Source organism: Massiliimalia massiliensis (assembly GCF_900155615.1).
In the GTDB taxonomy this organism is placed as follows: Bacteria; Bacillota; Clostridia; order Oscillospirales; family Ruminococcaceae; genus Massiliimalia; species Massiliimalia massiliensis.
The window spans coordinates 206,686-232,178 of sequence record NZ_FUHT01000002.1; the positions used below are offsets into that span (position 1 = coordinate 206,686).

At 50.6% G+C, this 25,493-nt stretch carries 16 protein-coding genes and 4 tRNA genes; 4 read left to right on the forward strand and 16 right to left on the reverse strand.

All coding sequences use genetic code 11. From position 1 onward, the window contains the following. Positions 1–54: 54 nt before the first annotated feature. The 8 genes from rpoC to CZ360_RS00985 all read right to left on the reverse strand — a co-directional run bounded on the left by rpoC (position 55) and on the right by CZ360_RS00985 (position 10,429). A complete protein-coding gene (rpoC, locus tag CZ360_RS00945; RefSeq protein WP_077532337.1) occupies positions 55–3,606 on the reverse strand; it encodes a DNA-directed RNA polymerase subunit beta' in 3,552 nt (1,183 codons plus the stop codon). A gap of 71 nt (positions 3,607–3,677) precedes the next feature. Further along, positions 3,678–7,445, reverse strand: coding sequence for a DNA-directed RNA polymerase subunit beta (gene rpoB / locus CZ360_RS00950; RefSeq protein WP_077532338.1), 3,768 nt, complete (start codon positions 7,443–7,445; stop codon positions 3,678–3,680). 389 nt (positions 7,446–7,834) lie between these two features. After that, positions 7,835–7,910: transfer RNA gene (locus tag CZ360_RS00960), tRNA-Gly, on the reverse strand. A gap of 34 nt (positions 7,911–7,944) precedes the next feature. Next, positions 7,945–8,020, reverse strand: a tRNA-Phe gene (locus tag CZ360_RS00965). Positions 8,021–8,035: 15 nt separating this feature from the next. Then, positions 8,036–8,112: transfer RNA gene (locus CZ360_RS00970), tRNA-Asp, on the reverse strand. Positions 8,113–8,115: 3 nt separating this feature from the next. Beyond that, a tRNA-Val gene (locus tag CZ360_RS00975) sits at positions 8,116–8,191 on the reverse strand. Between the two features lie 130 nt (positions 8,192–8,321). Continuing rightward, positions 8,322–9,143, reverse strand: coding sequence for a TIGR03915 family putative DNA repair protein (locus tag CZ360_RS00980; protein WP_077532340.1), 822 nt, complete (start codon positions 9,141–9,143; stop codon positions 8,322–8,324). Continuing rightward, positions 9,122–10,429, reverse strand: coding sequence for a putative DNA modification/repair radical SAM protein (locus tag CZ360_RS00985; protein WP_077532341.1), 1,308 nt, complete (start codon positions 10,427–10,429; stop codon positions 9,122–9,124). The genes CZ360_RS00980 and CZ360_RS00985 overlap by 22 nt, the downstream gene beginning before the upstream one ends. A 153-nt stretch (positions 10,430–10,582) precedes the next feature. Between CZ360_RS00985 and CZ360_RS00990 the strand changes: the two genes are divergently transcribed. The 4 genes from CZ360_RS00990 to CZ360_RS01005 all read left to right on the forward strand — a co-directional run bounded on the left by CZ360_RS00990 (position 10,583) and on the right by CZ360_RS01005 (position 14,461). Then, complete coding sequence (locus CZ360_RS00990; protein WP_077532342.1) at positions 10,583–11,020, forward strand: RrF2 family transcriptional regulator; 438 nt, start codon at positions 10,583–10,585, stop codon at positions 11,018–11,020. A 492-nt stretch (positions 11,021–11,512) separates the two neighbouring features. Then, positions 11,513–12,802: an O-acetylhomoserine aminocarboxypropyltransferase/cysteine synthase family protein gene (locus tag CZ360_RS00995; RefSeq protein WP_077532343.1), complete on the forward strand. Its 1,290-nt coding sequence runs from the start codon at positions 11,513–11,515 to the stop codon at positions 12,800–12,802. A gap of 192 nt (positions 12,803–12,994) precedes the next feature. Next, the gene (gene cysK / locus CZ360_RS01000; protein ID WP_077532344.1) at positions 12,995–13,924 is read left to right on the forward strand and encodes a cysteine synthase A; all 930 of its coding nucleotides are present in this window, start codon (positions 12,995–12,997) and stop codon (positions 13,922–13,924) included. A gap of 12 nt (positions 13,925–13,936) precedes the next feature. Further along, positions 13,937–14,461: a GNAT family N-acetyltransferase gene (locus CZ360_RS01005; protein WP_159438059.1), complete on the forward strand. Its 525-nt coding sequence runs from the start codon at positions 13,937–13,939 to the stop codon at positions 14,459–14,461. A gap of 76 nt (positions 14,462–14,537) precedes the next feature. On the opposite strand, the gene pepF is transcribed toward CZ360_RS01005, so the two are convergent. The 8 genes from pepF to CZ360_RS01045 form a co-directional block, all read right to left on the reverse strand. Then, complete coding sequence (gene pepF, locus CZ360_RS01010; RefSeq protein ID WP_159438060.1) at positions 14,538–16,310, reverse strand: oligoendopeptidase F; 1,773 nt, start codon at positions 16,308–16,310, stop codon at positions 14,538–14,540. Between the two features lie 77 nt (positions 16,311–16,387). Continuing rightward, on the reverse strand, positions 16,388–19,522 hold the full coding sequence (locus CZ360_RS01015; protein ID WP_159438061.1) for an AAA family ATPase: 3,135 nt from the start codon (positions 19,520–19,522) through the stop codon (positions 16,388–16,390). Then, positions 19,519–20,670, reverse strand: a complete 1,152-nt coding sequence (locus tag CZ360_RS01020) for an exonuclease SbcCD subunit D (protein WP_077532348.1) — start codon at positions 20,668–20,670, stop codon at positions 19,519–19,521. Before CZ360_RS01020 ends, CZ360_RS01015 begins: the two co-directional genes overlap by 4 nt. A gap of 4 nt (positions 20,671–20,674) precedes the next feature. Next, the gene (locus CZ360_RS01025; RefSeq protein ID WP_077532349.1) at positions 20,675–20,929 is read right to left on the reverse strand and encodes a hypothetical protein; all 255 of its coding nucleotides are present in this window, start codon (positions 20,927–20,929) and stop codon (positions 20,675–20,677) included. A 106-nt stretch (positions 20,930–21,035) separates the two neighbouring features. Beyond that, on the reverse strand, positions 21,036–22,346 hold the full coding sequence (locus tag CZ360_RS01030; RefSeq protein ID WP_077532350.1) for an SPFH domain-containing protein: 1,311 nt from the start codon (positions 22,344–22,346) through the stop codon (positions 21,036–21,038). A gap of 30 nt (positions 22,347–22,376) precedes the next feature. Then, entirely contained in the window at positions 22,377–22,916 is a 540-nt protein-coding gene (locus CZ360_RS01035) for a hypothetical protein (RefSeq protein ID WP_077532351.1), read from the reverse strand. A 15-nt stretch (positions 22,917–22,931) separates the two neighbouring features. Continuing rightward, entirely contained in the window at positions 22,932–23,924 is a 993-nt protein-coding gene (locus CZ360_RS01040; protein WP_077532352.1) for a Tim44 domain-containing protein, read from the reverse strand. 147 nt (positions 23,925–24,071) lie between these two features. Then, entirely contained in the window at positions 24,072–25,418 is a 1,347-nt protein-coding gene (locus tag CZ360_RS01045) for a GH1 family beta-glucosidase (RefSeq protein ID WP_077532353.1), read from the reverse strand. Positions 25,419–25,493: the final 75 nt, after the last annotated feature.

Below are 25,493 nucleotides of genomic sequence, written 5' to 3' on the forward strand. Positions count from 1 at the left end.
CGTGAAAGTTGTATATGAGAATGACAGCGGAAACCCGCTGTCATTCATAATACCTTAGTCGAGCTCTTCAAAAGCGCCCGCCATTGTGCCCTGTGGTGTAGTTGGCAGAACCTCTACGCTGCGGTAACAGTTCATACCGGTTCCGGCAGGAACTAACTTACCGATGATGACGTTCTCCTTCAGGCCGACCAGCGGATCAACCTTTCCTTTGATTGCCGCTTCAGTCAGTACTCTAGTTGTTTCCTGGAAGGAAGCAGCTGAGAGGAAGCTGTCTGTTGCCAGGGAAGCTTTGGTAATACCCAGCAGCACAGGCTGAATTTCCGCCTTTTTCAGCTCGGTTTCGCCCGCCGCAATTCTCTGCTCAATTTCCTTGTTCTGAGCGCGGACTTCACCACGGTCAGCCAGCGATCCAGGCAGAAGGGTGGTGTCCCCTGCATCGAGCACGCGAACCTTGCGCATCATCTGCTTTACAATAACCTCAATGTGCTTATCGTTGGTATCAACACCCTGCATCCGGTATACCTTCTGCACCTCGGTGATCAGGTAGTTCTGAACCTCCTCTTCCCCGAGGACTGCCAGTACGTCATGCGGATTGATCGAGCCTTCGGTCAGCGGCTGGCCCTTCTCGACCCAATCGCCTTCCTGAATTTTGATCCGGAAGCCGTATGGGATCTGATACTGCTTTTCGTCACCGTCCGGAGAAGTTACGACAATGTTTCTGGTGCGTTTGATCTCCTCAAACCGGGTTTTCCCGCTGATCTCAGAAATGATCGCCGCATTTTTCGGCTTCCGTCCTTCAAACAGCTCTTCAACCCTCGGCAGACCCTGTGTAATATCCTCTGCGTTCGCAATACCGCCGGTATGGAAGGTACGCATCGTCAGCTGAGTACCCGGTTCCCCGATGGACTGCGCCGCGATAATACCAACCGCTTCGCCTACCGCAACCGGCTTGCCGTTTGCGAGGTTTCCGCCGTAGCATTTGCTGCAGACGCCGGATTTGCATTCGCAGGTCAGGATCGAACGGATTTTGATGGATTCTACCCCTGCTTTTTCCAGCTTTGCAATATCCTTGGTATCCAGCATTTTATCTCTGGAAATCAGGACGCTGCCTGTCTGCGTGTCGATGAAATCCTCCACCAGATATCTGCCGAGCAGACGGTCTGCCAGCGGTTCAATCATTTCCTTGCCCTGCTTGATCGCGTAGACCTCAATTCCTTCGTGAGTACCGCAGTCATGTTCCCGGACAACAACATCCTGGGAAACGTCGACCAGACGACGGGTCAGGTAACCGGAGTCCGCCGTTCTCAGAGCGGTGTCCGCCAAGCCCTTCCGCGCTCCCCTGGAAGAGATGAAGTATTCCAGGATATTGAGTCCCTCACGATAATTTGCACGGATCGGGATTTCAATGGTGGTACCTGCAGTATTCGCGATCAGGCCGCGCATTCCGGCGAGCTGACGAATCTGATTGATGCTGCCACGCGCCCCGGAGTCCGCCATCATGTTAATCGGGTTATACGGGTCAAGGTTATCCTGCAGCGCCTTAGTCACCTTGTCGGTGCATTCGTTCCAGGTTTCCAAAACCAGCTTATAGCGCTCGTCATCGGAAATAAGACCCATTTCAAACTGGTCGATAATTTCTTCGATCGCAGCTTCCGCTTCCTCCAGGTACTGTTTCTTCTGCGGCGGAATGGTCGCGTCCGAAACCGCAACAGTGGTTGCACCCTTGGTAGAATATTTGAAGCCTAATGCTTTGATTTTATCCAGCACCTCAGAAGTTGTCGCAGTTCCATGTGCACGGATACACTTGTCGACAATTTCTCCGAGCTGTTTCTTCTTTACTAGGAAAGAAATTTCCAGGTCAAACTGGTTTTCGCTGTTGGTACGGTCTACAAAGCCGAGATCCTGCGGAATTGGTTCATTAAAGATCATCCGGCCGACTGTTGTATCAATAATCTTGCTGATCCGGTGTTCCCCGACCTGTTTTGTTACACGGACTTTGATTTTCGCGTGAAGGGAAACTACGCCGTCCTGGTAAGCCATCAGCGCTTCATTAAAGTCGCGGAATATCTTCCCTTCTCCCAGGTCTCCATCCTTTTCCATAGTCAAATAGTAGGCGCCAAGCACCATATCCTGGGACGGAACCGCAACCGGACGCCCGTCAGACGGCTTTAAAAGGTTGTTGGCCGCCAGCATCAGGAAGCGTGCCTCCGCCTGCGCTTCTGCCGAAAGCGGTACATGAACAGCCATCTGGTCGCCGTCAAAGTCCGCGTTGTAAGCGGTACAAACAAGCGGATGCAGCTTCAGCGCACGGCCTTCCACCAGTACCGGCTCAAATGCCTGGATACCTAGACGGTGCAGGGTCGGCGCACGGTTTAAGAGTACCGGATGCGCCTTGATGACGATTTCGAGCGCATCCCAAACCTCCGGGCGCGCGCGTTCTACCATCTTTCTTGCGCTCTTGATATTGTTGGCGGCTCCTGTTTCCACCAGCCGCTTCATCACAAACGGTTTAAACAGCTCCAGCGCCATTTCCTTCGGAAGGCCGCACTGGTACATTTTCAGTTCCGGTCCTACGACGATAACAGAACGCCCGGAATAGTCAACACGTTTTCCAAGCAGGTTCTGGCGGAAACGACCCTGTTTCCCCTTCAGCATATCGGAAAGGGATTTTAGCGGGCGGTTATTCGGCCCGGTCACCGGCCGTCCGCGCCGGCCGTTATCAATCAGTGCGTCAACCGCTTCCTGGAGCATCCTTTTTTCGTTTCGGATAATGATATCCGGCGCGTTCAGCTCTAAAAGCCGTTTTAAACGGTTGTTCCGGTTGATGACCCGGCGGTACAGGTCGTTTAAGTCACTGGTAGCAAACCGGCCGCCGTCAAGCTGAACCATCGGACGGATATCCGGCGGGATGACCGGGACAACGTCCAGGATCATCCATTCCGGACGGTTGCCGGACATACGGAACGCCTCTACCACTTCCAGCCGTTTGAGCAGACGAACTCGTTTTTGGCCGGTCGCGGTTTCCAGGCTTTCCTTGATTTCTGTGGAGAGCGCCTCCAAATCCATTTCCTGCAGCAAGGCCTTGATGGATTCCGCACCCATACCTGCCGTGAAGCCGTCGCCGTATTTTTCACGCATATCGGAATATTCTTTTTCCGTCAAAAGCTGACCCTTTTCCAGAATTGTTTCTTTCGGGTCAACAACAATATATTTTGCAAAATAGAGTACTTCCTCCAACCGTCTCGGAGAGATGTCGAGAATCAGCCCCATCCGGGAAGGAATCCCTTTGAAATACCAGATATGTGACACCGGAGCGGCAAGCTGGATATGGCCCATCCGTTCGCGACGGACTTTGGAACGAGTTACCTCAACGCCGCATTTGTCGCAGATTTTCCCTTTATAACGAAGTCTTTTATATTTACCGCAATGGCATTCCCAGTCTTTGGTCGGCCCAAAGATACATTCGCAGAACAGCCCGCCCCGTTCCGGTTTCAGGGTACGGTAGTTAATGGTCTCTGGTTTTTCCACCTCGCCATAAGACCATTCCAGGATCTGTTCCGGGGATGCCAAGCCGATTTTAATTGATTCGAATACATTAAATTCCATATCTTAACCTCCATGATAGCGGATCACTTAATTTAAGCGCGAACTTTTTTCTGATTTGGCTTTCTGACCGATCAGAACTCTTTGTCACTGTCATCCGCTTCGCCTATCATACTGTCAAAGAGTTCTGCACCAAAATCATCATCTTCCAGTTCAGGCTCTTCCACGGTGTATTCGTCTTCAATCTCGTCTGTTTCCACATAGTCCTCATCCATCACCGGCTGCAGAACCATGTCGTCATCATCGTCAAAATGCTGTTTCAGGTCGATTTCATTGTTGTCCTTATCCAGGACCTTGACATCCAGGCTCAGGGACTGCAGTTCCTTAATCAGCACCTTGAAGGATTCCGGAATACCCGGAGTCGGGACATTCTGACCCTTCACGATTGCCTCATAGGTCTTCACACGGCCAACTACATCGTCCGACTTCACAGTCAGGATTTCCTGCAGGGTGTAGGCAGCGCCGTAAGCTTCGAGCGCCCAAACCTCCATTTCCCCGAATCTCTGGCCGCCGAACTGCGCCTTACCACCCAGCGGCTGCTGGGTAACCAGGCTGTACGGGCCGGTAGAACGGGCATGGATTTTATCATCAACCAAATGGTGCAGCTTCAGATAGTACATAATGCCGACTGTGACCGGATTGTCAAACTGCTCTCCGGTACGTCCGTCATAAAGGATTGTCTTTCCGTCCTCACGCAGACCCGCTTCCTTCAAGCATTCGCGGATATCCTCTTCCTGCGCACCGTCGAATACCGGCGTCATGATCTTCCATCCAAGCGCTTTCGCCGCATAGCCGAGGTGGACTTCCAAAACCTGCCCGATGTTCATACGGGACGGTACGCCCAACGGGTTTAATACGATGTCAAGCGGAGTTCCGTCCGGCAGGAACGGCATATCCTCCTGAGGCAGGATACGGGATACAACACCCTTGTTCCCATGGCGGCCCGCCATTTTGTCTCCGACAGAAATCTTTCTCTTCTGGGCAATATAGCAGCGGACTACCATATTGACGCCCGGACTCAGCTCGTCAGAATTTTCGCGGGTGTATACCTTGACGTCTACGATAATTCCATATTCACCATGCGGCACGCGCAGAGAGGAATCACGGACTTCCCTTGCCTTTTCACCGAAGATCGCTCGCAGCAGGCGTTCTTCCGCCGTCAGCTCGGTTTCACCCTTCGGCGTTACCTTCCCGACCAGGATATCTCCGGAACGAACCTCCGCGCCAATGCGGATAATTCCGTTTTCATCCAGATCCTTCAGTGCGTCCTCGCCGACGTTCGGGATATCGCGGGTAATCTCTTCCGGCCCCAGTTTGGTATCTCTGGCCTCGATTTCATATTCTTCAATATGAATGGAGGTGTACACATCGTCGCGGACAATCTTTTCATTGATCAGGACTGCGTCCTCGTAGTTATACCCTTCCCAGGTCATAAAGCCGATCAGGGCGTTCTTCCCGAGGGAGATCTCCCCGTTATTGGTTGCCGGCCCGTCTGCCAGCACCTGGCCTTTTGCCACCCGGTCGCCCTTGTTGACAATCGGACGCTGGTTGGTACAGGTACCCGCATTGGATCGCAGGAATTTGATGATTTTATAGGTATGGGTTTCCCCTTCGTCATCGCGGAGGATAATTTCATCTGCACTGACATGTTCTACCACACCGTCATGCTTTGAAATGACAACCGCGCCGGAATCGACCGCCGCCTTATATTCCATACCGGTCGCAACAATCGGCGCTTCTGTTTTCAAAAGCGGCACAGCCTGACGCTGCATATTCGCTCCCATCAGCGCACGGTTGGTATCGTCGTTTTCGAGGAACGGAATCATCGCGGTCGCGACAGAAACCATCATTCTCGGGCAGACGTCCATATAGTCGACTGAATCGCGTTCGGTTTCCAGGATTTCATCACGGTAACGCGCGGTAACCCTTTTCCTGACAAAGGTGCCCTCCTCGGTCAGCGGTTCGTTTGCCTGCGCCACAATGAATTCATCTTCAATATCTGCGGTCATGTAGACCACTTCGTCCAGCACAACGCCAGTCTTTTTATCAACCTTGCGGTACGGAGCTTCGATGAAGCCGTACTCATTGATTCTCGCAAAGGAAGCCAGATAGGAGATCAAGCCGATATTCGGGCCTTCCGGCGTTTCAATCGGGCACATTCTCCCATAGTGGCTGTAGTGTACGTCACGCACCTCGAACCCTGCGCGGTCACGGGACAAGCCGCCCGGCCCCAACGCGGAGAGACGGCGCTTGTGCGTCAGCTCTGCCAGCGGATTATTCTGATCCATGAACTGGGACAACGGTGAAGAACCAAAAAATTCTTTGATCGCCGCGACCACCGGACGAATGTTAATCAGCGCCTGCGGTGTGACAACGTCCATGTCCTGCGCCTGCAAGGTCATTCTCTCACGAATAACGCGCTCCATTCTGGAAAAACCAATACGGAACTGGTTCTGCAGCAGCTCACCGACAGAACGGATCCGGCGGTTTCCGAGGTGGTCGATATCGTCCACAGTGCCAACGCCATAGGCAAGGTTATTGATATAGTTGACGCTCGCGAAAATATCATCGATGATGATATGCTTCGGAATCAGCTCATTGATCCGGTCTTTTACCATCTGGGTGATTTCTTCCTGAGTGGAAGCCTTGTCCAGAATTTCCTTTAGGATGGAAAAACGAACCTTTTCGTAAACCATGCATTCCTCGGTGTCAATATCCACAAAGTTTTTGATATCGACCATCCCGTTGGACATCACCTTAATGGTGCGTTCACCCTCGTCCACAGTGATCCACGCAGAGGATACCCCCGCCTTTTCAATTTCCATCGCGGTTTCACGGTTTAATTTCTGGCCCGCAGCCGCAATTACTTCACCGGTCAGTTCATTGACCACATTCTCAGCCAGGGTCTGGCCGACAAGGCGGGTGCCGATAGCAAGCTTTTTATTGTATTTATAGCGTCCAACTTTGGAAAGATCGTATCTGCGTTCATCAAAGAGCAGCGGAACCAGATGCTTTACAGCGCTTTCAATGGTCGGCGGTTCACCCGGGCGGAGCTTTCTGTAAACTTCCAGCAGGGCTTCTTCCCCGTTTTTGGTTCCATCCTTATTTAAAATGGTGGTGGCGAGGCGTTCATCCTCTCCAAAAATTTCAAAAATTTCGGAATCAGAGCCATGATAGCTTGTCAGTCCCAGGGTGAAATCCGAAGATACATCCTCGGCGGTGACATCGTCGCGAATTTTCAAAAGTGCTCTCAGGAAAGTAGTGATCGGAATTTTACGGTTCTTATCGATCCGGACATAATAAAAATCGTTTGAATCGGTTTCATATTCCAGCCACGCCCCGCGGTTTGGGATGACAGTAGAAGCAAAGAGTTTTTTCCCGGTTTTATCATAACTGTCGCTGTAATAAACACCCGGAGAACGGACTAACTGGGAAACGATAACACGTTCCGCGCCGTTAATGACAAAGGTACCGCTCTCGGTCATCAGAGGGAAATCGCCCATAAAAATTTCCTGCTCTTTGATTTCCCCGGTCTCCTTATTCAGAAGGCGCGCAGTGACACGAAGCGGAGCAGCGTAAGTCACATCCCGTTCCTTGCATTCCTCTACGGAATACTTCGGTTTGTCTTCCAATCGGTAGTCAATAAAGTCCAGAACCAGGTTTCCGGTATAATCGGTAATCGCGGAAATATCGCGGAATACCTCCTTGAGACCCTCTTTCAGAAACCATTGATAGGAATTCACCTGAATCTCAATGAGATTCGGCATTTCCAAAACATCATCGATTTTGGAAAAGCTCATACGGGTTGTTGTTCCCAACTGAACAGGCTTGACATTTACCATAGGCTTAATCACTCCATTCCTATATTTCAACACCAACTGCATGACAGATGCCATACAATTCCATTTTTGCACGGTATGCCCAAAATCAACGGAAATTTTGCACGAAATTTAAAAAATATTTTTGTGCATATTGCTATTTTTTGGAAATTTCGTATGATTCCACAAAAACGCCTGGAAAATAGCTGAGTTTTTCACAGAACGGAACATGGGGAATCCGCATTTCTCCGAAATTTTTTCGCAAAATAGGTACAAAAGTCCATTTTGATACAGTATATCATTATATAACAGCGCAAAAAATTTGTCAAGAAAAACTTTCAGACTTAAACTTCCATATTTTGACAGAAAAAAACAAGTATGAAAAGCGGCTTGCTTTTCATACTTGTTTTTGATGGAGCAGGTTACGAGGCTCGAACTCGCTACCTCCACCTTGGCAAGGTGGCGCTCTACCAGATGAGCTAAACCTGCGGATCGTACCCATACTATTGCACAGATACGACATTGGTGCCTCCGGACGGAATCGAACCATCGACACGAGGATTTTCAGTCCTCTGCTCTACCGACTGAGCTACAGAGGCAAACGGAAGAAAAAATGGCGACCCGTATCGGGATCGAACCGACGACCTCTAGCGTGACAGGCTAGCGCTCTAACCAGCTGAGCTAACGGGCCGGATGGTGGGAACAACAGGGCTCGAACCTGTGACCCTCTGCTTGTAAGGCAGATGCTCTCCCAGCTGAGCTATGCTCCCATTCCACTCGCTATTCTCTTCCTTGTCTTAGCGACGAATATTATTTTACCAAAAGCAGAGATATTTGTCAACCTATTTTTTCAAAAAATTGCATTTTGATTGATTTTCATAAAATTGCTTTTTATCAATTTCAAAATTTGTCAGATTCTTGCCCGAGTCCCAAAACCGCCGGGCCAGCTCCTTTCAGACGCGCTTTTTGGGGTTGGTTTGCAAATTCAGTCATGCATCCCCAATACCGCTTCGGCATATGGTTCATCCGGCACTTTGGATTATACCGTCCCTCAATGGCAATAGCATGATAGTACATCTGCCACAGGTCCCGGTAATGCCGCTCCTCTGCCTCCGCCTCCGGCATCTGAAAATCGTCTACCGGGATCAGCTTCGCTTCGAACGGCTGATATGCGAGCATCATCCTGTGCGTCCGGTCATAGATCAAAAAGCGTTCCCCGGAAAACCGGGAGCAAAAATGTTCCCGGATCAACGGGAGGACAAAATTTTTGGGTTCAATCATGGAGATCAAGACGCCCTCGATTTCAGAAAAACGGATAAATTCCTTATAATAGTGACTCTCATTCTTTAAAAATTGTACCGCTTTGAACAAGGCGTTTACCGTATCGTTCGCCAGCATATTCATCACAGTCGCACCGTACCGGTATCCCAGCCGGAGAAAGCGCAGGAGATACAGCTCCTTCTGCTCCATACAGCTCAGGAAGGCGTCCGCTATGAATTCAGCAGCCGCCTTTGAAATTTTCAGTGGAACAGATACAAATACCCTGTCTGCCGTCTGCGGGTTTGTATCAATATAACGCTCCGGGTATAAGGACATCTGTCCTTCTCCCTCCGGCCGGATATCCATGGGGATTTCGCGGCGCTGAAAGCTTTCAAACACACAGCATAAAAAGCCCTCAAACGATCCGTCATAACGGTAAATCAAATCTGGCCTGTTAAGCATTTCCTCACATCCTCCGTAGTATTCCGGTTCTGATCCGGGAACAGCGAAAGCTGCTCGAAGCTCTTTGGCAGCATCTGCATCCCCCGCTCGGATAGAAGTCCGCGCAAAATGCCATCCTGAGTGATCCGCAGGCCGCGCGCGGTCTTTCCGCCGCAAAGAATAAAATACTGCGCGCGCTTGAGCACAACCCCCAGCTTTTTTAAATCCTCAAAGCGGAGTGATCCCATTCTTCGCGCAGTTAAAATTCTTTTGGCGCTTTTTACGCCGATTCCCGGTACCCGCAGCAGCATCTCATAGGAAACGCGGTTAATCTCAACCGGAAAGAGCTCCAGATGATTGACGGCCCAGTTGCACTTCGGATCAAGCGCCGGGTTGAAATTCTGATGCTCCTCATCCAGCAGCTCTTTGGCCTCAAACCCATAAAACCGCAGCAGCCAGTCCGCCTGATAGAGCCGATGCTCCCGCAAAAGCGGCGGCTTGGTGTGGACAGACGGAAGCAAGGAATGCTCCGCTACCGGCATATACGCGGAATAGAATACCCGCTTAAGGCTATACTTCTTATACAATCCTTCTGCCAGCCGCAAAATCTGATAATCGCTGTCCGGCGTGGCGCCGACAATCATCTGCGTGCTCTGGCCGGCCGGCGCAAATTTTGGCGCATTTTTGTACTGCACAATATCGGCGGTATTCTCCTGGATTTTCCCCGAGATATAGCCCATTGGCTTTAAGATTGACGTCTTGGACTTGTCCGGCGCCAGCAGCTCCAGACTCTGCTGGCTGGGCAGCTCGATATTGATGCTCATCCGGTCTGCCAGCATTCCCAGGCGGTTAATCAGGACTCTGTCCGCGCCTGGAATCGCCTTCACATGGATATAGCCATGAAACCGATATTCATCGCGGAGGATGGAAAGCGCTTCAATCATCCGTTCACAGGTATCGTCCGGCGTGCGGAGAACGCCGGAGCTCAAAAATAACCCTTCAATATAGTTGCGCCGGTAGAACTGAATTGTCAGGTCGGCCAGCTCCCGCGGTGTAAAGGCGGCGCGAGGCGTGTCATTGCTTCTCCGGTTGACGCAGTATTTGCAGTCAAACACACAAAAGTTTGTATACAGCACCTTGAGCAGGGAGATACAGCGCCCGTCTGCGGCAAAGCTGTGGCAGATACCGCAGCTGCTGGTACTTCCCAGCTCGCCGGGCACACCCTCCCGGTCAACGCCGCTGGATGTGCAGGCTACGTCATATTTTGCAGAATCCGCCAGGATTTTCAGCTTCTCAAAGATATCCACCTGAACCCTCCCTTTCATTGATGGTATTGTTATTATACCACAGAACATATGTTCTTGTAAAGTAAAAAAATTTGATTGAATTCTTATTTTTCCTATCATATAATAAGGGTATAGATTTCAAAAAAGTGTTTGCTGTGAAAGGACGAGAAATGCATGAAAATTTCTACAAAAGGACGGTACGCGCTCCGATTGCTGGTAGATCTTGCAGAATATAATACCGGAGAAAACATCAGCCTCAAGGATATTGCCGCGCGCCAGGAAATCTCCTTTAAATATCTGGAACAGATTATTACCATGCTTAACCGGGCAGGACTGGTCAGAAGTGTACGCGGCCCGCAGGGCGGTTATCGTCTCGCCAAAAGGCCTGAGGAATATACGGTAGGGGAAATCCTGCGGCTGACCGAAGGGAGCCTCGCGCCGGTTTCCTGTCTCGATGAGAAGGAAAACAATTGTCCCCGCAAGGAGGAATGTGCTACGATAGAGCTGTGGCAGGAACTCTACCAGGCTATTCTGGGTGTTGTTGACCATACAACCCTGGCTGATCTGGTAGAAAATAAAAAGCGGAAAATAGGATATGACTTCATGATTTAACAAGAGATATGCGTTATGATAATTCTGATCCCGGGCAGCCCACACATCATGAAAGTGCTGGCAGTATAAAAACCGCCAGTCAACGGCTATTGCATTCAGGAGCAACGCAGGAGCCTTGCCATGTAACAATACGGTCTGCATTGCCTGTTGACCGGCGGGCAGTATGAAGCCTCAATTTAGATTTCCGTTCAGGATATTTCGTATTTTCCCTATATTTCAAATAAATTTTTCCCTCTAATTATAGAATTTTCCGATTCCTTGGAGGCTGTAATAATTTTTTCTATCAAACAGTTGACAAATCCAAATAGATTGGTTATAATCAATTCATATTAATCCTATAGGAAATATAAAAAATAATGATGAAAGGGGCTGTTTCGATGCTAACGCTTGAACGAATCAAAACCCGGCTGTGTCATTGGAGAAACAGCCGAATGTGTCTTTCTTTTCATTAGAACGTAAACTGTTATTGTGAAAGAAAGAGAGACGATATTCATGAACAAGAATCACCGCAGCTATCATTTTGAAACCCTCCAGCTACATGTTGGACAGGAACAGGCCGACCCCGCAACAGGTGCAAGAGCTGTCCCTATCTATCAAACCTCTTCCTATGTTTTTCAGAACAGCGAGCATGCCGCCGCAAGGTTCGGCTTATCGGATGCCGGCAATATCTACGGACGGCTCGGCAATCCGACACAGGACGTATTTGAGCAGCGAATCGCCGCACTAGAGGGCGGGGCTGCTGCGCTGGCGGTTTCCTCCGGCGCTGCCGCCATCACCTATTCACTTCAGGCCCTGGCGCATGCCGGCGACCATATCGTAGCAGAAAAAACCCTCTATGGCGGAAGCTACAATCTCCTGGCGCACACCTTTCCAGAATACGGTATTTCCACCACCTTTGTTGAGCCGGATGACCCGTCTAATTTCGAAGAAGCGATCCAGGAGAACACCAAGGCGGTCTTTATTGAAGCCCTGGGCAATCCGAACAGCAACATCGTGGATATTGAAGCGATTGCCGACATCGCCCACCGGCACGGCATTCCCCTGGTGATCGATAATACCTTTGCCACCCCTTACCTGCTCCGGCCTATTGAGTACGGCGCGGATATCGTTGTACATTCCGCTACAAAATTTATCGGCGGCCACGGCACGGCAATCGGCGGTGTAATTGTGGACAGCGGAAAGTTTGACTGGAAGGCCTCCGGGAGGTTCCCCTCCCTTTCCCAGCCTGATCCGAGCTACCACGGCCTGGTTTTTGCCGATGCGGCCGGCTCTGCCGCTTTCGTCACCAGAATCCGCGCTGTCCTTCTCCGCGATACCGGCGCTACCATTTCCCCGTTCCATTCTTTTCTCTTTTTACAGGGGCTTGAAACCCTATCTCTTCGGGTGGAACGGCATGTCGAAAACAGTCTGAAGGTGGTCGAGTTCTTAAACCAGCACCCGTCTGTCGAACGGGTCAACCATCCATCCCTGCCGGACAGTCCAAGCTTCCCGCTCTATCAGAAATATTTTCCGAATGGGGCCGGTTCCATCTTTACCTTTGAAATCAAGGGCGGAGAGGAAGAAGCAAAAGCATTCATCGACCGGCTGGAGATCTTCTCCCTTCTGGCCAATGTGGCAGACGTAAAATCACTGGCGATTCATCCCGCCTCCACCACTCATTCCCAGATGAGCCGCGATGAGCTTCAGGCATCCGGAATTAAGCCGAATACCATCCGGCTGTCCATCGGTACAGAGCATATTGACGACATCCTCTATGATTTAGAGGTTGCATTTCAAAAATAACATGATAAGATAAATAGTATAGAGCTGGCGCCGCTGTATCAGAATACTTCATATACTGTGTGTTAACCCTTTGGCGTCAAGAATGTGGTAAAAAGGCAAAGGGAGAAGCAGAGTAAGAAAATAGAAATCTGTTCGTATACTTTATGAACTCACAGAAAGGAAGCCTTTGCACAGCAAGGGCAAGGTGATATTATGGCTAAGATTTACCAGAACCTCACAGAACTGATTGGAAACACTCCATTATTAGAGCTGTCCCATTACGAAAAGGCTCATCAGCTTGGCGGAAGGGTCATTGCAAAGCTGGAATATTTTAATCCGGCGGGAAGCGCCAAAGACCGGATCGCAAAAGCGATGGTCGATGACGCGGAAGCGCGGGGCGTATTAAAGGAAGGCTCCGTTATTATTGAGCCAACCAGTGGCAATACCGGGATTGGGCTGGCCTCCGTTGCAACGGCAAGAGGCTACCGCGTGATTCTGACAATGCCGGAAACGATGAGTGTAGAACGGCGCAACCTTCTGAAGGCCTACGGAGCGGAGCTGGTCCTGACAGAAGGCTCCAAGGGGATGAACGGCGCGATTGCGAAAGCAAAAGAACTCGCGGAAGAAATCCCTCATTCTTTTATCCCCTCCCAGTTCGAGAACCCGGCTAACCCGGCAATCCACAAGGCGACAACCGGCCCGGAAATCTGGCGCGATACCGACGGCCAGGTCGACCTGCTCGTAGCCGGCGTCGGAACCGGCGGAACGCTTTCCGGAGCGGGTGCTTACCTGAAGGAACAGAACCCAAAGGTCAAGGTTGTAGCAGTGGAGCCGGCCGCGTCTCCGGTGCTTTCCAAAGGTACTCCAGGGCCGCATAAAATTCAGGGGATTGGCGCGGGCTTTGTGCCTAAAACGCTTAACACCCATATTTATGACGAAATTATCACAGTATCAAATGAGGACGCCCTCCAGACTACACGTGAAATCGCAAAGCTGGAAGGCTTGCTGGTCGGAATTTCCTCTGGGGCCGCGGTGTGGGCGGCCGCGGAGCTGGCCAAACGACCGGAAAACAAGGGGAAACGGATTGTGGTTGTCCTGCCGGATACCGGCGAACGCTATCTTTCTATTATTAACGCCGATTAAGGAGCGCTGCTTTTGAAGGTTCAGATTGTAAAAGGAACGGAAAAGGATTTAGATGAGCTGGTAAGGCTTTACGATGCTGTGAATGAACATCTGCAGGGCCGTTTCTGCCTGGGCTGGAGAAAGGGGCAATACCCCACCCGCTCTGTAGCGGAGAATGCCCTTAAGGAAGGCGGGCTCTTCATTGCAAAGATAAACCGTGCCATCGCCGGAACGATGATCCTCAACCATCAATGTGTCCGGGGATACCAGCAGGTTAACTGGCAGTGCGGCGCAGCGCCGCAGGAGGTTCTGATTTTGCATACCCTTGCCATCCACCCGGATTACATGCGGCATCATATTGGAAGAAAGCTGCTGGAACACGCCTGTTCCTATGGAAAAAGGCATGGGCAAAAAGCTATCCGGCTCGATGTTTCTGAGGAGAACCTTCCGGCAATCCGGCTTTATAAGCAGCTCGGCTTTGCTCATATGGCAACGCTGGATTTGGGCTATGGATTCCCTCTGTCCTGGCCGTTTGAGCTATATGAACGGGTGCTGTAGCATTCATTTAACAGAACTAAAAAACATGACGGCTCTGCGGGTTTTTCCCGCAGGGACGTTCTGCATTGGTATCATTTTATTCAGCCTGGAGCGCTTTGAGCTGTGCAAGGGTATCGCGGAATACCTGCGCGGTCGCCAGCACCGGCTGCGGACTTGCCATATCCACTCCGGCAACCTTGAGCATTTCGATGGGATGCAGGCTGCTCCCGCCGCAGAGAAATTTGCGGTAATCCCTGACCGCCGGCTCACCCAGCGTGAAAATGCGGTCTGCAATTGCAGTTGCCGCCGCAATTCCCGTCGCATACTGATAAACATAGAATGCAGTATAGAAATGCGGAATTCTTTCCCATTCATTGCAAAGCTCCGGGTCAACTGCAAACCGCTCCCCATAATACTGCCGGTTCAGCTCACCGTGCAGTCTGGAAAGTTCTTCGGGCAGGAGCGGCTTTCCTTCTTCCACCCATTGATGCGTCTGCTGTTCAAAGGCCGCAAACATTGTCTGCCGGTAAAAGGTAGAGCGCAGGTCGTTGAGCTTCTTATCAAGCAGGAGACATTGCTCTTCCTTGGAGGAGGCGTGCCGGAACAGGTAATCGCTCAGGAGCTGCTCGTTCAGCGTGGAGGCAACCTCTGCACAAAAAATACTATATCCCGAATAGACATAGGGCTGATTCCGGCAGCTAAAATAGGTGTGCATCGAATGTCCCAATTCATGTGCCAGCGTAAAGACATCGTCCAGCGTCCCGGTAAAGTTTAACAGGACATAGGGATAAGAGGTATAGGATCCGGTGGAATAGGCTCCGGTTCTTTTATTATCGCGCGGATAAACATCGATCCATCGTTCTGCAAAAGCGCGGCGTACCAGCGCAGTATAATCGCTTCCCAGCACCGCAGTCGCTTCCAATACAAGCTGCTGTGCCTCCTCATAGGTGTATTTGCGGTCACCCTCGGAAACCAGGGGAACAAACAGGTCATAAAAATGAAGCGCGTCAAGTCCCATTTTTCCCCTGCGGTATTCAACATATTCGTGCATCGGCGCCACATTCTGCCCCACAGTTTCAATGAGGTTGTCATAAACCTCCTCCGGGATATGGTTATGAAACAGCTTCATAGCCCTAGCGCTTGGATAACGGCGGTTTTTGGCCGTAAAGCAGTCGTCCTTCACAGAGCCATAGTAAATAGAAGTGATCGTGTTCCGATAGTTCCCGTAGGTTCCAAGCAGCGCTTTGAAATAAGCCTCCCGGAAGGAACGGTCGTAGCTCATCAGGGCAGTATGGTAATTTGCCTCTGAAGCAGCAAACTCTCTCCCATCCGGCGCGGTAATTTTCGGGAAAGCCAGGTCATTGATCACCAAATCCTCAAAAATCTTGCTGAAGGAGGCGCCCATATCATTCATCCGCACCATCATCTGCTCCATCACATCTGAAAGAATGTGTTTTTTCTTTGCAAAAAAATCCTCCGCAAAAGAGGCGTAGCAGGCAAGCTCAGGACATTCGCCGCAGTACTCCTTAAAGTCCTCCGGTGTATACTGCATTAGCTCCGGCGCCAGGAACGACAGCTTTTCCCCTATTGCAGTAGCGGTATTCTGTGCCGTTTCATACAGCTTTTTCGCCTCGCTGTCCGCCATATTCTGGTCAAAATTGGAGTTGGCAAATACCACAAGGTGATATAGTTTCTGATCCAGCCCAAAATACTGCTGTGCTGTTTTCAGCAGTGCCTGTGCATTTTCTGCACAATGACCCTTCCGCGCAGCCAATTCCCCGCACAGATGCTCAGTCTCCTTGAGGTCCTCATACCACAACGCATCCGTCGGGTACATTTTCCGCAAATTCCACCGAGTTTGTTCTTCCATCCTATCTCCATCCTTTCTTTCGTTACCCTTATAGTATATCCGATCCTGCGGATTTGATATACGAATATTCTGAAAATTCATCCGGTTACAACCTCGGCATGGCTTCCCTGTCTTCCCTTGCTGATCACAATTTTCTGCTCGATCCGTTCCTTCAGTTCATTTACATGGGAGATAATCCCTACCAGCCGGTCTGAATCCGTCAGCCCCTGCAGCGTCTCGACCGCCTGGGAAAGGGATTCCTCATCCAGCGAGCCGAATCCCTCGTCCACGAACATCGTTTCCAAACGGATACCGCCCGCAAAGCTCTGGATCATGTCAGAGAGTCCGAGCGCAAGCGCAAGGGACGCTTTAAAGGATTCCCCGCCGGACAACGACCTTACGCTCCGTTGTTTTCCGGTATACTGGTCAAAGACATCGATCTCCAACCCAGCAATACTCCTGAGATCTGCTGTTTCCTGCCGTTGTACCAGCTCATAGCGGTTTGAAGTCATCTTCAATAGGCGCTGGTTCGCACGGTATAGAATCTGCTGGAAATAGGCATTCTGAACAAAGAGCTCAAACGGGAGCTTCACCTTTTTCGAGAGCTCCCCGTTGGCAGTATCTGAAAGCTCCTTTTTCATGATATAGTCCCGCTCTGTCCGGGAAAGCGTTTCCCTGCCTGCCTGCAGGCGTTTTAACACACTGCGGTCTGTTTTCTCCTGATGATGGAGCGACTGAATTTTTTCCCGGAGTCGAGACTCTCTTTCTTTCATCTCCTCCAGCAATCGTTCCAGCCCGTCCACCTGCTGTTTTTCTTTACCTGCAAGCTGGAGACCGAGCTGTTTTTCCTCAGCGGACGTCTTGGTATATTCCGTTTCAAACTGTTGGATTTGTCCTTCCAGCACAGGGATGTTTTCCTCCTGTTCCTTGGCGAGCTGATAAAGCGTCCCGTCTGAAAAACCGTTGTCCCGGAGCGCGGAGGTGAATTTTTCCTCAGCCTCCTCTAGCTGCCGGCCTAACGCGGCAAGCCGGAGCTGCTGTTCCTCAACAACCGCCTTTCCTCTGCCCGCCGAGTCATTCCATTTCTGCCATTCTCCCTGAACGGCAGAAAGATGCTCCTTTGACTCCTGCAGAGAAGCTTTCTTCTCCTTCCATTCCTGCCTGATCTGAGACTCTCCCAGCCCGGGCAGCCGGGCAGAAACCGCCTGATATTCGGTTTCCATCTGTTTATATAAAAGCTGCTCTGCTACAAGTCTCTGATCGAGGTGTTCTTTCTCTTTTGCCAGCTTCTCCTGCTTTGGCGCCAGTATCTGTTTTTGCTCTGATAATTCTTGGAGCTGCTGCCTGGTCCGCAAAAGCTGCTGCTTCCGGCCTTCCAGTTTTTCTGCGGCCTCCGCCAGCGCACATTCCCGTTCCGTCAGTGCATGAGACAGCAAAACGATATCCGAAGGCAGTCCGATTCCTTCCGCGCGGGATAACACTGTTTCTTCTCCCGACTGCATCTGCGCAAGAGCGGCCGCTGTCTCCTTGCTTGCCGACTGCCAGGCAGTACGCGCCGCTTCCAGCCTCTGCTTGGCTGCTTCTAGCTGCGCCTCGCTGGGTGCGGCTGTGCTGACAGCGGCCGGAGCAGGATGGCTGGTAGAGCCGCAAACCGGACAGGGCTTCCCAGCCTCCAGCGACTGTGCCAGCAGTCCGGCCTGTTCCCGGTAAAATGTCTGCTCCAGACAGTCAAAGGCTTGCTTTTCCTGCTGGCAGGCCGTTTCCGTCTCCTCATACCGCCGGCTCAGAAGCAGATACCGCTTTCGCTGTCGTTCCAATTCATCAAAAGATTGACGGAGTGTATGCAGGGCTTCACGCTGAGCTCTATTTTTTTCCCACGCCGGCTCACAGTCCGCCAAAAGGCCAAGCCTTTCCTGTTGTTCCTCCGCCTGCTCTGTCACCGAACGTAATTGTTCTATCGTCCGTACAAGCTTTTCCTCATGGAATCTCTTTTCTTCCAGAAGAGTTTCAAAGCAGGCCTTTTGCCTGTCGGCTTTTTCTTTCAAGGTCTTTGCCTGCTCATACTGCGGGAATAGTTCCTCCAGTCTCCTGATTTCGTTCTGGAGCTGGGCACGCTGCGGCTCTTTTGCCTCCTCCTTCGATTTCTCCGCGAAAAGGCGGTCAGCCCTTTCTTCGGCCGTACGCAGTTTTTCCTGATTCTCCTCAAGCTGTGCCAGAAGCAGATCCTTCTCCCGTCCAATCCGTATGAGCTGTTCCTCTGCCGGCTTAACATAAAAGCTCGCTGCTTTTGCCCTTTTCAGAAGCTCTTTCCGTTCGTTCTGGCTTTCCCGTTCTCCTGCAAACCAGGCCAGCCTCTTTTTCGCTGCGTCCCACTGATCGAACAGCCGATTATCTCGCTTTGCCTCATTCACCTGTAACAGAAGCTGCTCCGCCTTTTGGCCTGCCTGCGTTAATTCGTCGCCCAAGGCCTGCTGACGTGCCGCCAGGAGCCGAAGATAGCCCGCAAGCTGTTCCTCCAGTTCAGGAAGGTCATAAATCTCTGCTGTTTCCTTCAGTCTCCGAAGTGATTCCGTCTCTTCTTCATCGGTTTCACAGAGAATTTCCTCTTTCAAATGCAGCAGAATCTGCTGCTGTTCCTCCCGCCTGCGTTTGCTTTGCAGCATTTCCTGTTTGAGTACAGCCTGCAGGCCGGCATACTGTTCCGTGTGAAATACCTTGCGGAATATATCCCCGCGTTCTTTGCTGTCGGCCAGCAAAAGCCGCAAAAATTCTCCCTGCGCCAGCATAGCGATTTGCTTAAACTGGCGGTAATTGATTCCAAGCAAAAGCTCAACCTGCTCTGTGACGGGATTGTATCCGGTATAGACCTTGTCCGGCGTATCCAACTGCGCATTGGCGCTTTGCGAAGTCATGCCGGTTCCGCTCTTTTTAGCGCGGTCATATTTCGGATTGCGCCTGATCCGATAGAGTTTGCCCAGATGGCTGAATGTGAGCTCCACCCAGGTTTCCTCCTCCGGCCCGGCAAAATCGCTCCGCATGGTTTTTGTTTCGCGGACATCCCCGCTGCCCACCCCGAACAGAGCAAAGCAGATTGCATCGAAGATGGTTGTTTTCCCGGCCCCGGTATCGCCGGTAATCAAAAACAATCCCTGTCCGGACAGCTTGGTAAAATCCACTGTCTCTTTCCCGGCATAAGGCCCAAAAGCACAGAGTGTCAGTTTGATCGGTTTCATCTCTCCACCTCCCCAATCTGCCGGATACATTGCTCCAAAAACTGTTTCTGAGCCTCGTCCATCGGTCGGTTGTTTTGATTCTGGTAAAATTCAGAAAACAGGCTGTCCATAGAGCGTTCCTCTACCGCCTCCTGTGTGAAAAAACCATATTCCTCCGAATCCTGGCTCCGTTTGTTCTCAAACTCTAATTGCATCACATTGGGATAAACCCTCCTCAGCTTGCCAATCGCATCCAGAATAGTATCCTCGTCTGTCAAGGTGACATGAAGGTAATCATTCCGGTCAGCTAAAGCGGCAACCTCTTCCGACAGCAGCTCCTCCAGTCTGCCCCTGATTTTCCGCATATCGCGCAGAGGATGCATCGGGATCAGGCGAACCGAAACTATCCCCTTTTCCCGCAGTTCTACAAGGCAGACAGATTTTTGATGTCTGCATTCCGAGAAGGAATATTTTAGCGGCGACCCGCTGTAGCGCACGGTATCCCGGCCAATCCGCTGCGGGCCATGAATATGCCCCAGGGCTACGTAGTCAAACCCGTCAAATACAGAAACATCAATCTGATCCACACCGCCCAGTGAGATCAATTCGGAATCAGACTGCTCCGGGGAAACTCCGCCTGCCGTAATAAACTGATGGGCAACCAGTATATTGCGTTCATCCGGCCGAACAGGCAGCTCCCTAAGCACCTCCTCCATCGCTTCCTGATAGCTTTCACAGTGGGTTTGGAGGGCGCCGTTCACAATCCCGGGCTTCAGAAAGGGAACCAAATGCACATGCACCGGCCCGTATTCGTCAGAAAGGGTATGGGTTAAAGCTGTGCCATGATAGCTCCCTGCAATATATACCTGCTGATTCTGCAGAATCCGGCTGGCATAGTCGAGCCGTTCCGGAGAATCATGGTTTCCGCTCAGAAAAAAAACAGGTTTTCCCTGCTCCGTCAGCCGGGTCAGGAACCAGTCAAAGAGTTCCACTGCCTCTGCCGACGGTATAGTTTTATCATAGATATCTCCTGCGATCAGGATTGCGTCCGCCGCTTCCCGGACGGCGACGGCCAAAATCTGCGCCAGGATATGACGTTGATCCTCCAGCATGGAAAAGCCGTTTACCCGCTTTCCAATATGCAAATCTGAACAGTGAAGCAATCTCACCTTTTTATTCCTCCTGTCGGTCTTGTTTTGGTTCCATATATTCCCTTTTCCCACAGTTCGGGCATTGGATTATCTTTCCTTCCACTGCATTGACGGAAAAAATCATTTTTAATACCTTAGGTCTAAACGAACAGCCGCATTTGGGGCAGGTGAAATGCTCCCTGCGGTAAAACCGGAGATAACTGACCGCCGCATAAATCATTGCCGCTGCCAGTACAGCCAGCCCAATTATGAAGATCATGAGCGTCACCGTTGTCATTCCCATTCCCCTCCCCTGTCCTTTATTATTGTACCACGATCCGTACGGTTTCGAAAGACCCGAAAAAGAAAAAGCATATTGCGGCTGCAATATGCTTTTAATCGCTTTATTCCCGGACAGCGTCCTCTTCGCCAAAGGGGTCTCCGCACTCCGGGCAGAACTTGGGCGGATGCGCCGGATCTTCCGGTTCCCAGCCGCATTTGTCGCATCGGTAAAGCAGTGCGCCGGCCGGCTTTTTCGTACCGCACTCCATACAGAATTTACCCTTATTCATTGTTTTGCATTCCGGGCATTCCCATCCATCGGCCTTAGGCTGCGGCTTTGGTTTTCCACATTCCATGCAGAATTTTCCAGTACATTTTGCACCGCATTCACAGGTCCAGCTATCGTCTTTAGGCGCTTCCTGCTTTGCCTGTTCCTCCGCTTGCTGCTGTCCCATCGCAAACATCTGCGCTGCGTTGGTTCCGCCTCCAGACTGCTGGGCAAAACCCATTCCCATAAACCCAGTCATGGCGCCGGCAGAGTTTTCAGCCGCTTTTTCCATCGCATTTGCCTGCGCAGTTCCCATTCTTGCGCCCATCATGTTCATATTGGTATAGACTCGGGATTCCTGGAACTCTGCAATCTTTTTCGCAGATTCGTCATCCACGGTAATCTGCGCCATGGCAACGCTGACAATGCTGATCCCACGGCGTTCCTCCCATTCCGGGGAAAGCTCCGCGTTCACCGCCTCGCCCAGCTCTTTTGGATAATTGATGAGCTGGTCATAGGAAATTCCCTTCATGGCAATTTTTCCCAAAGCCGGCTGCATGGCTGACATCATCTCAAATTTGAGCTGCTCGTCAATCCGGGCACGGGTAAAATCACCGATCGTGGTGCCGCATACATTTTCAAAGAAAAGCATGGGGTTGGTGATCCGGTAGGAGTAATTACCGTATCCTTTTACCCTTACAGTAAATCCGAATTCCCCGTCACGGAACGGAACGTCCCCAATGCCAATCCGATTGCCAATAATTTCCTTCATATTAATATAAAAGATTTTCATTGTGTTGGTAGACTGTCCGCCTGCTCTGAATCGGGTAAGCATTGTTTTAAAGCTGTCTCCGATATCCTTTACACCGTTCCCCAAGAAGGACGGCTCCAATGTGCTGTCATACCGGTACTGGCCCGGCTCAGCGCAGAAATCATGCACCTTGCCGTTCTCCACTAAAATTGCGCACTGGCCGATGCCGACATCGAACACCGACCCATTGGTAATGACATTTTCACTTGCATTGTTGACAACTCCCTGGCGCAGCACCTTCATCGCCGGACGCAGCAGAACATATTCCGGAATTTCATCACACCGGAAATAGTCGACGACCTGATCCTTGAATGTCGTGCTGATCGCGCTGGTTGCCATTTTAATAAAACCCATAGTGGTTCACACCTTTCTCTATCTCATGATCTATTGAAAGCTCATATTATGGATACGGACTACCTTCCATTCAGGTGCCCATCCGGATCCGCAGTACTCACAGCGCCGAACGCCCATATTCCGGATAGGGGCTCCGCAGAAACCACATCGGCTTGCATTCCCCAAATCGAACCCACAGCCATATTCTGTTTCAAAAAGAGCTTCGTGTTTCTCGACTTCATTCCCGTTCTCCACTTCCATCACCAACATGGTCTGGAACAGGATAGAGGCGCCGGCCTGCCTTCTCTGATAGCCCAGTACTACCATGCCATGCGATACAAACCGTTTAATTTTCTCGCCCTTGTGTTCTTCCTCAAGCTTCGTAGCTCCATAGTCTGTCACCGCCGCTTTTGCCGGTTCCAGCTGGAAGTCAGGAAAATCCCGCAGGATCGCCGGCATATAAGCCGCGTCATTTCCGGTCAGTCTATAAGACAGCGACCCATCCTCATCCTTGTCATCAGACGCCGCAACTGCAACTGCCGCGGCGACCGTTATTAAAGCAGCTGAAGCCAGCTTATCAAATAAAGCCATCTGTATTTCTCTCCTTTATGGCTGAATCCGCACACCGCCCGGACCAATCGGCACACCGGGTTTGACTCCCATCATATCACTGAGCACCCAGTCATGCTGGCCGGTTGTGATAATATGCCCGCAGAACTCGCATTTGCCGGAGCTGGTAATCTCTACCGGAGCACCGCAGTGCGGACATTCGATCGTCTTTTTCTCGCCCGTTGCTTCACCGGTTGTCAGTCCGGTTTTCCTCATAAAGGTCAGGATATACTGCAGGTAGCAGGGGCGTTCCTTATTTCCTTTAATCACAGCGCCGGTGCGGTCGTCTACAATATAGTCGTTCATCCGAACCGCCATATAAACCTTTAGATATTCGTATTCCTTATCCCGGTTATAGGCATAGAAATAAGCGTGGTTAATATTAATCCGTTCAATCACATTTGTACGGCCCATATTTTTATATTCCTGAAGCTGTTTTGCATGCTGCTGATATAGGGATTCCTTTTCAAACGGGCGGATCTTTTCCCAATCCTTTTCCGTCCATGCCTCCTGAAGGGTAATGAATACTTCCTTCGTCCATCCCAAAAACTCATCCATACTGAAATTCGGGTCATATTTCCTCAGCGCCGAAGCAATTTGCGCTGTATTATCGGGTACCTTCGGCATCCCTGCTGAGCTTCCCATATTAGAAGCAGTTCTTGCCCCTGTTCTAGCGGCATCCTTCTTTTTAGCGCTTTTGTAGAGCAAAAATAATACTATAATCCCAATTCCAACTACAAAGACCGGAAGGCTAAAGCTGCCGCCGCCTCCGCTGCTGCTTCCTCCGCCGGCCCAAGCGCCGGTATTATCGTCATCGTCCCAGCCCCAGTCAGTGGTGCCGCCGCCCCAGTCTCCGCCGCCGTCACCGTAATCATTAAAGTTCCCGACGTCTACCGGATGCGTTTGTACCGCATCCGCGGATACTAAAACAGCTCCTGCTGAAAACAAGAGACAAGAAAGCATTATCAGCAGAAAAAATAACCGTTTCATCCCTTCTCCCCTTTCTGGTTCTTTTCTTTTTTATCATATCGTAAAAGCTCTATAATTGCAAGTAAAACCAGTTATTTCTAATCCTGTATGAACAGTTTAGATGAAAAAGAAAAGCGGCTTTTGGTAAAATGCCAAAAGCCGCTTTTCTTATTTCTCAAATCCATTATGTTTAATGACATCCGCATACCACCGGCCGCTTTTTTTGATGGTGCGCTGTTTGGTTTCATAATCCACATAAATAATTCCAAAGCGCTTGGAATATCCCAATGCCCACTCGAAATTATCCATCAGAGACCAGAGATAATACGCCTGGACATTCGCTCCGTCCTCAATTGCACGATGCACATCGGAAAGATAACGGTAAAGGAACTCAATCCGATTGTTATCCTCTACCTCTCCATTATGATCCATCAGGTCACGGAAAGCAGCGCCGTTTTCTGTGATATAGATTTTGACGCCTCCGTAGTCCTCGGTCAGGCGCATCAAGAGATCATACATCCCTTCCGGGTTGATTCCCCAGCCCATTTCGGTGAAATCGTCGCCAAAATTTTCTTCCTTCGCTTCCAGCGGCCAATTATTCGCGTCTTTGCTTACCTGAACACTGAAATAGTTATTTAACCCTAAAAAGTCAATCGGCTGCATCATTTCAGCCAAATCCTTTGAATCAAATTTCGGCATAATTCCCTTTTCCTGGTAGCACTGTACCGCTTCCCGCGGGTAACAGCCCTTAAAAATCGGATCAGCAAACCAACGGTTCCAAGCCGCATGGCAAAGTTCCGCCTTTGTACGATCCTCTACAGAGTCTGTTTTGGGATAGTTGTAGTTCATATTGAGGGTAATCCCGATTGCAGCCCTTAATCCAGTCGCGCGAAAGGCTTTTACCGTCCTTCCATGCGCCAGCAGCAGATGATGCGCAACCAGAAGCGCAGTGCCAAAATCATGATATCCCGGCGCGTGGCGGCCAACCCAGTTGCCGAGGAAAGAGGTGCAGTATGGCTCATTCAAGGTGATCCAATAAGCCACCAGGTCGCCCAGCTCCTGGAACATCAGATTCGCATACTCCACAAAGTAATCAACCACCTTCCGGTTTGCCCAGCCGCCGATTTCCTGCAGCTTCTGCGGCAAATCCCAGTGATAAAGGGTAACGGCAGCCTGAATGCCATTTTTCTTGAGCAGGGTTAAAAGCTTCTTATAGAACTTGATTCCATCCGGATTTGGTTTCCCAAACCCCTCCGGAAAAATTCTCGGCCAAGCGATAGACAGCCGGTAGGTTTTTAGCCCCAGCTCCTTCATCAGCTTGACGTCCTCTTCATAATGGTGATAATGGTCGCATCCGTCGTCCCCGGATGTACCGTCTTCTATATTGCCCGGCGTACGGCAATAACGGTCCCAGATAGACTCTCCCCGCCCGCCTAAATTATATGCACCTTCAATCTGGTAAGAAGCCGTCGCAGCTCCCCAAAGGAAATTGTCCGGAAATTTTATCATTGACATGGCTGATTCCTCCTCGTCTCATCTCGGTAACCCCATCTTATCACATTCAATATGGAAAAACAATGTAATTTTTCT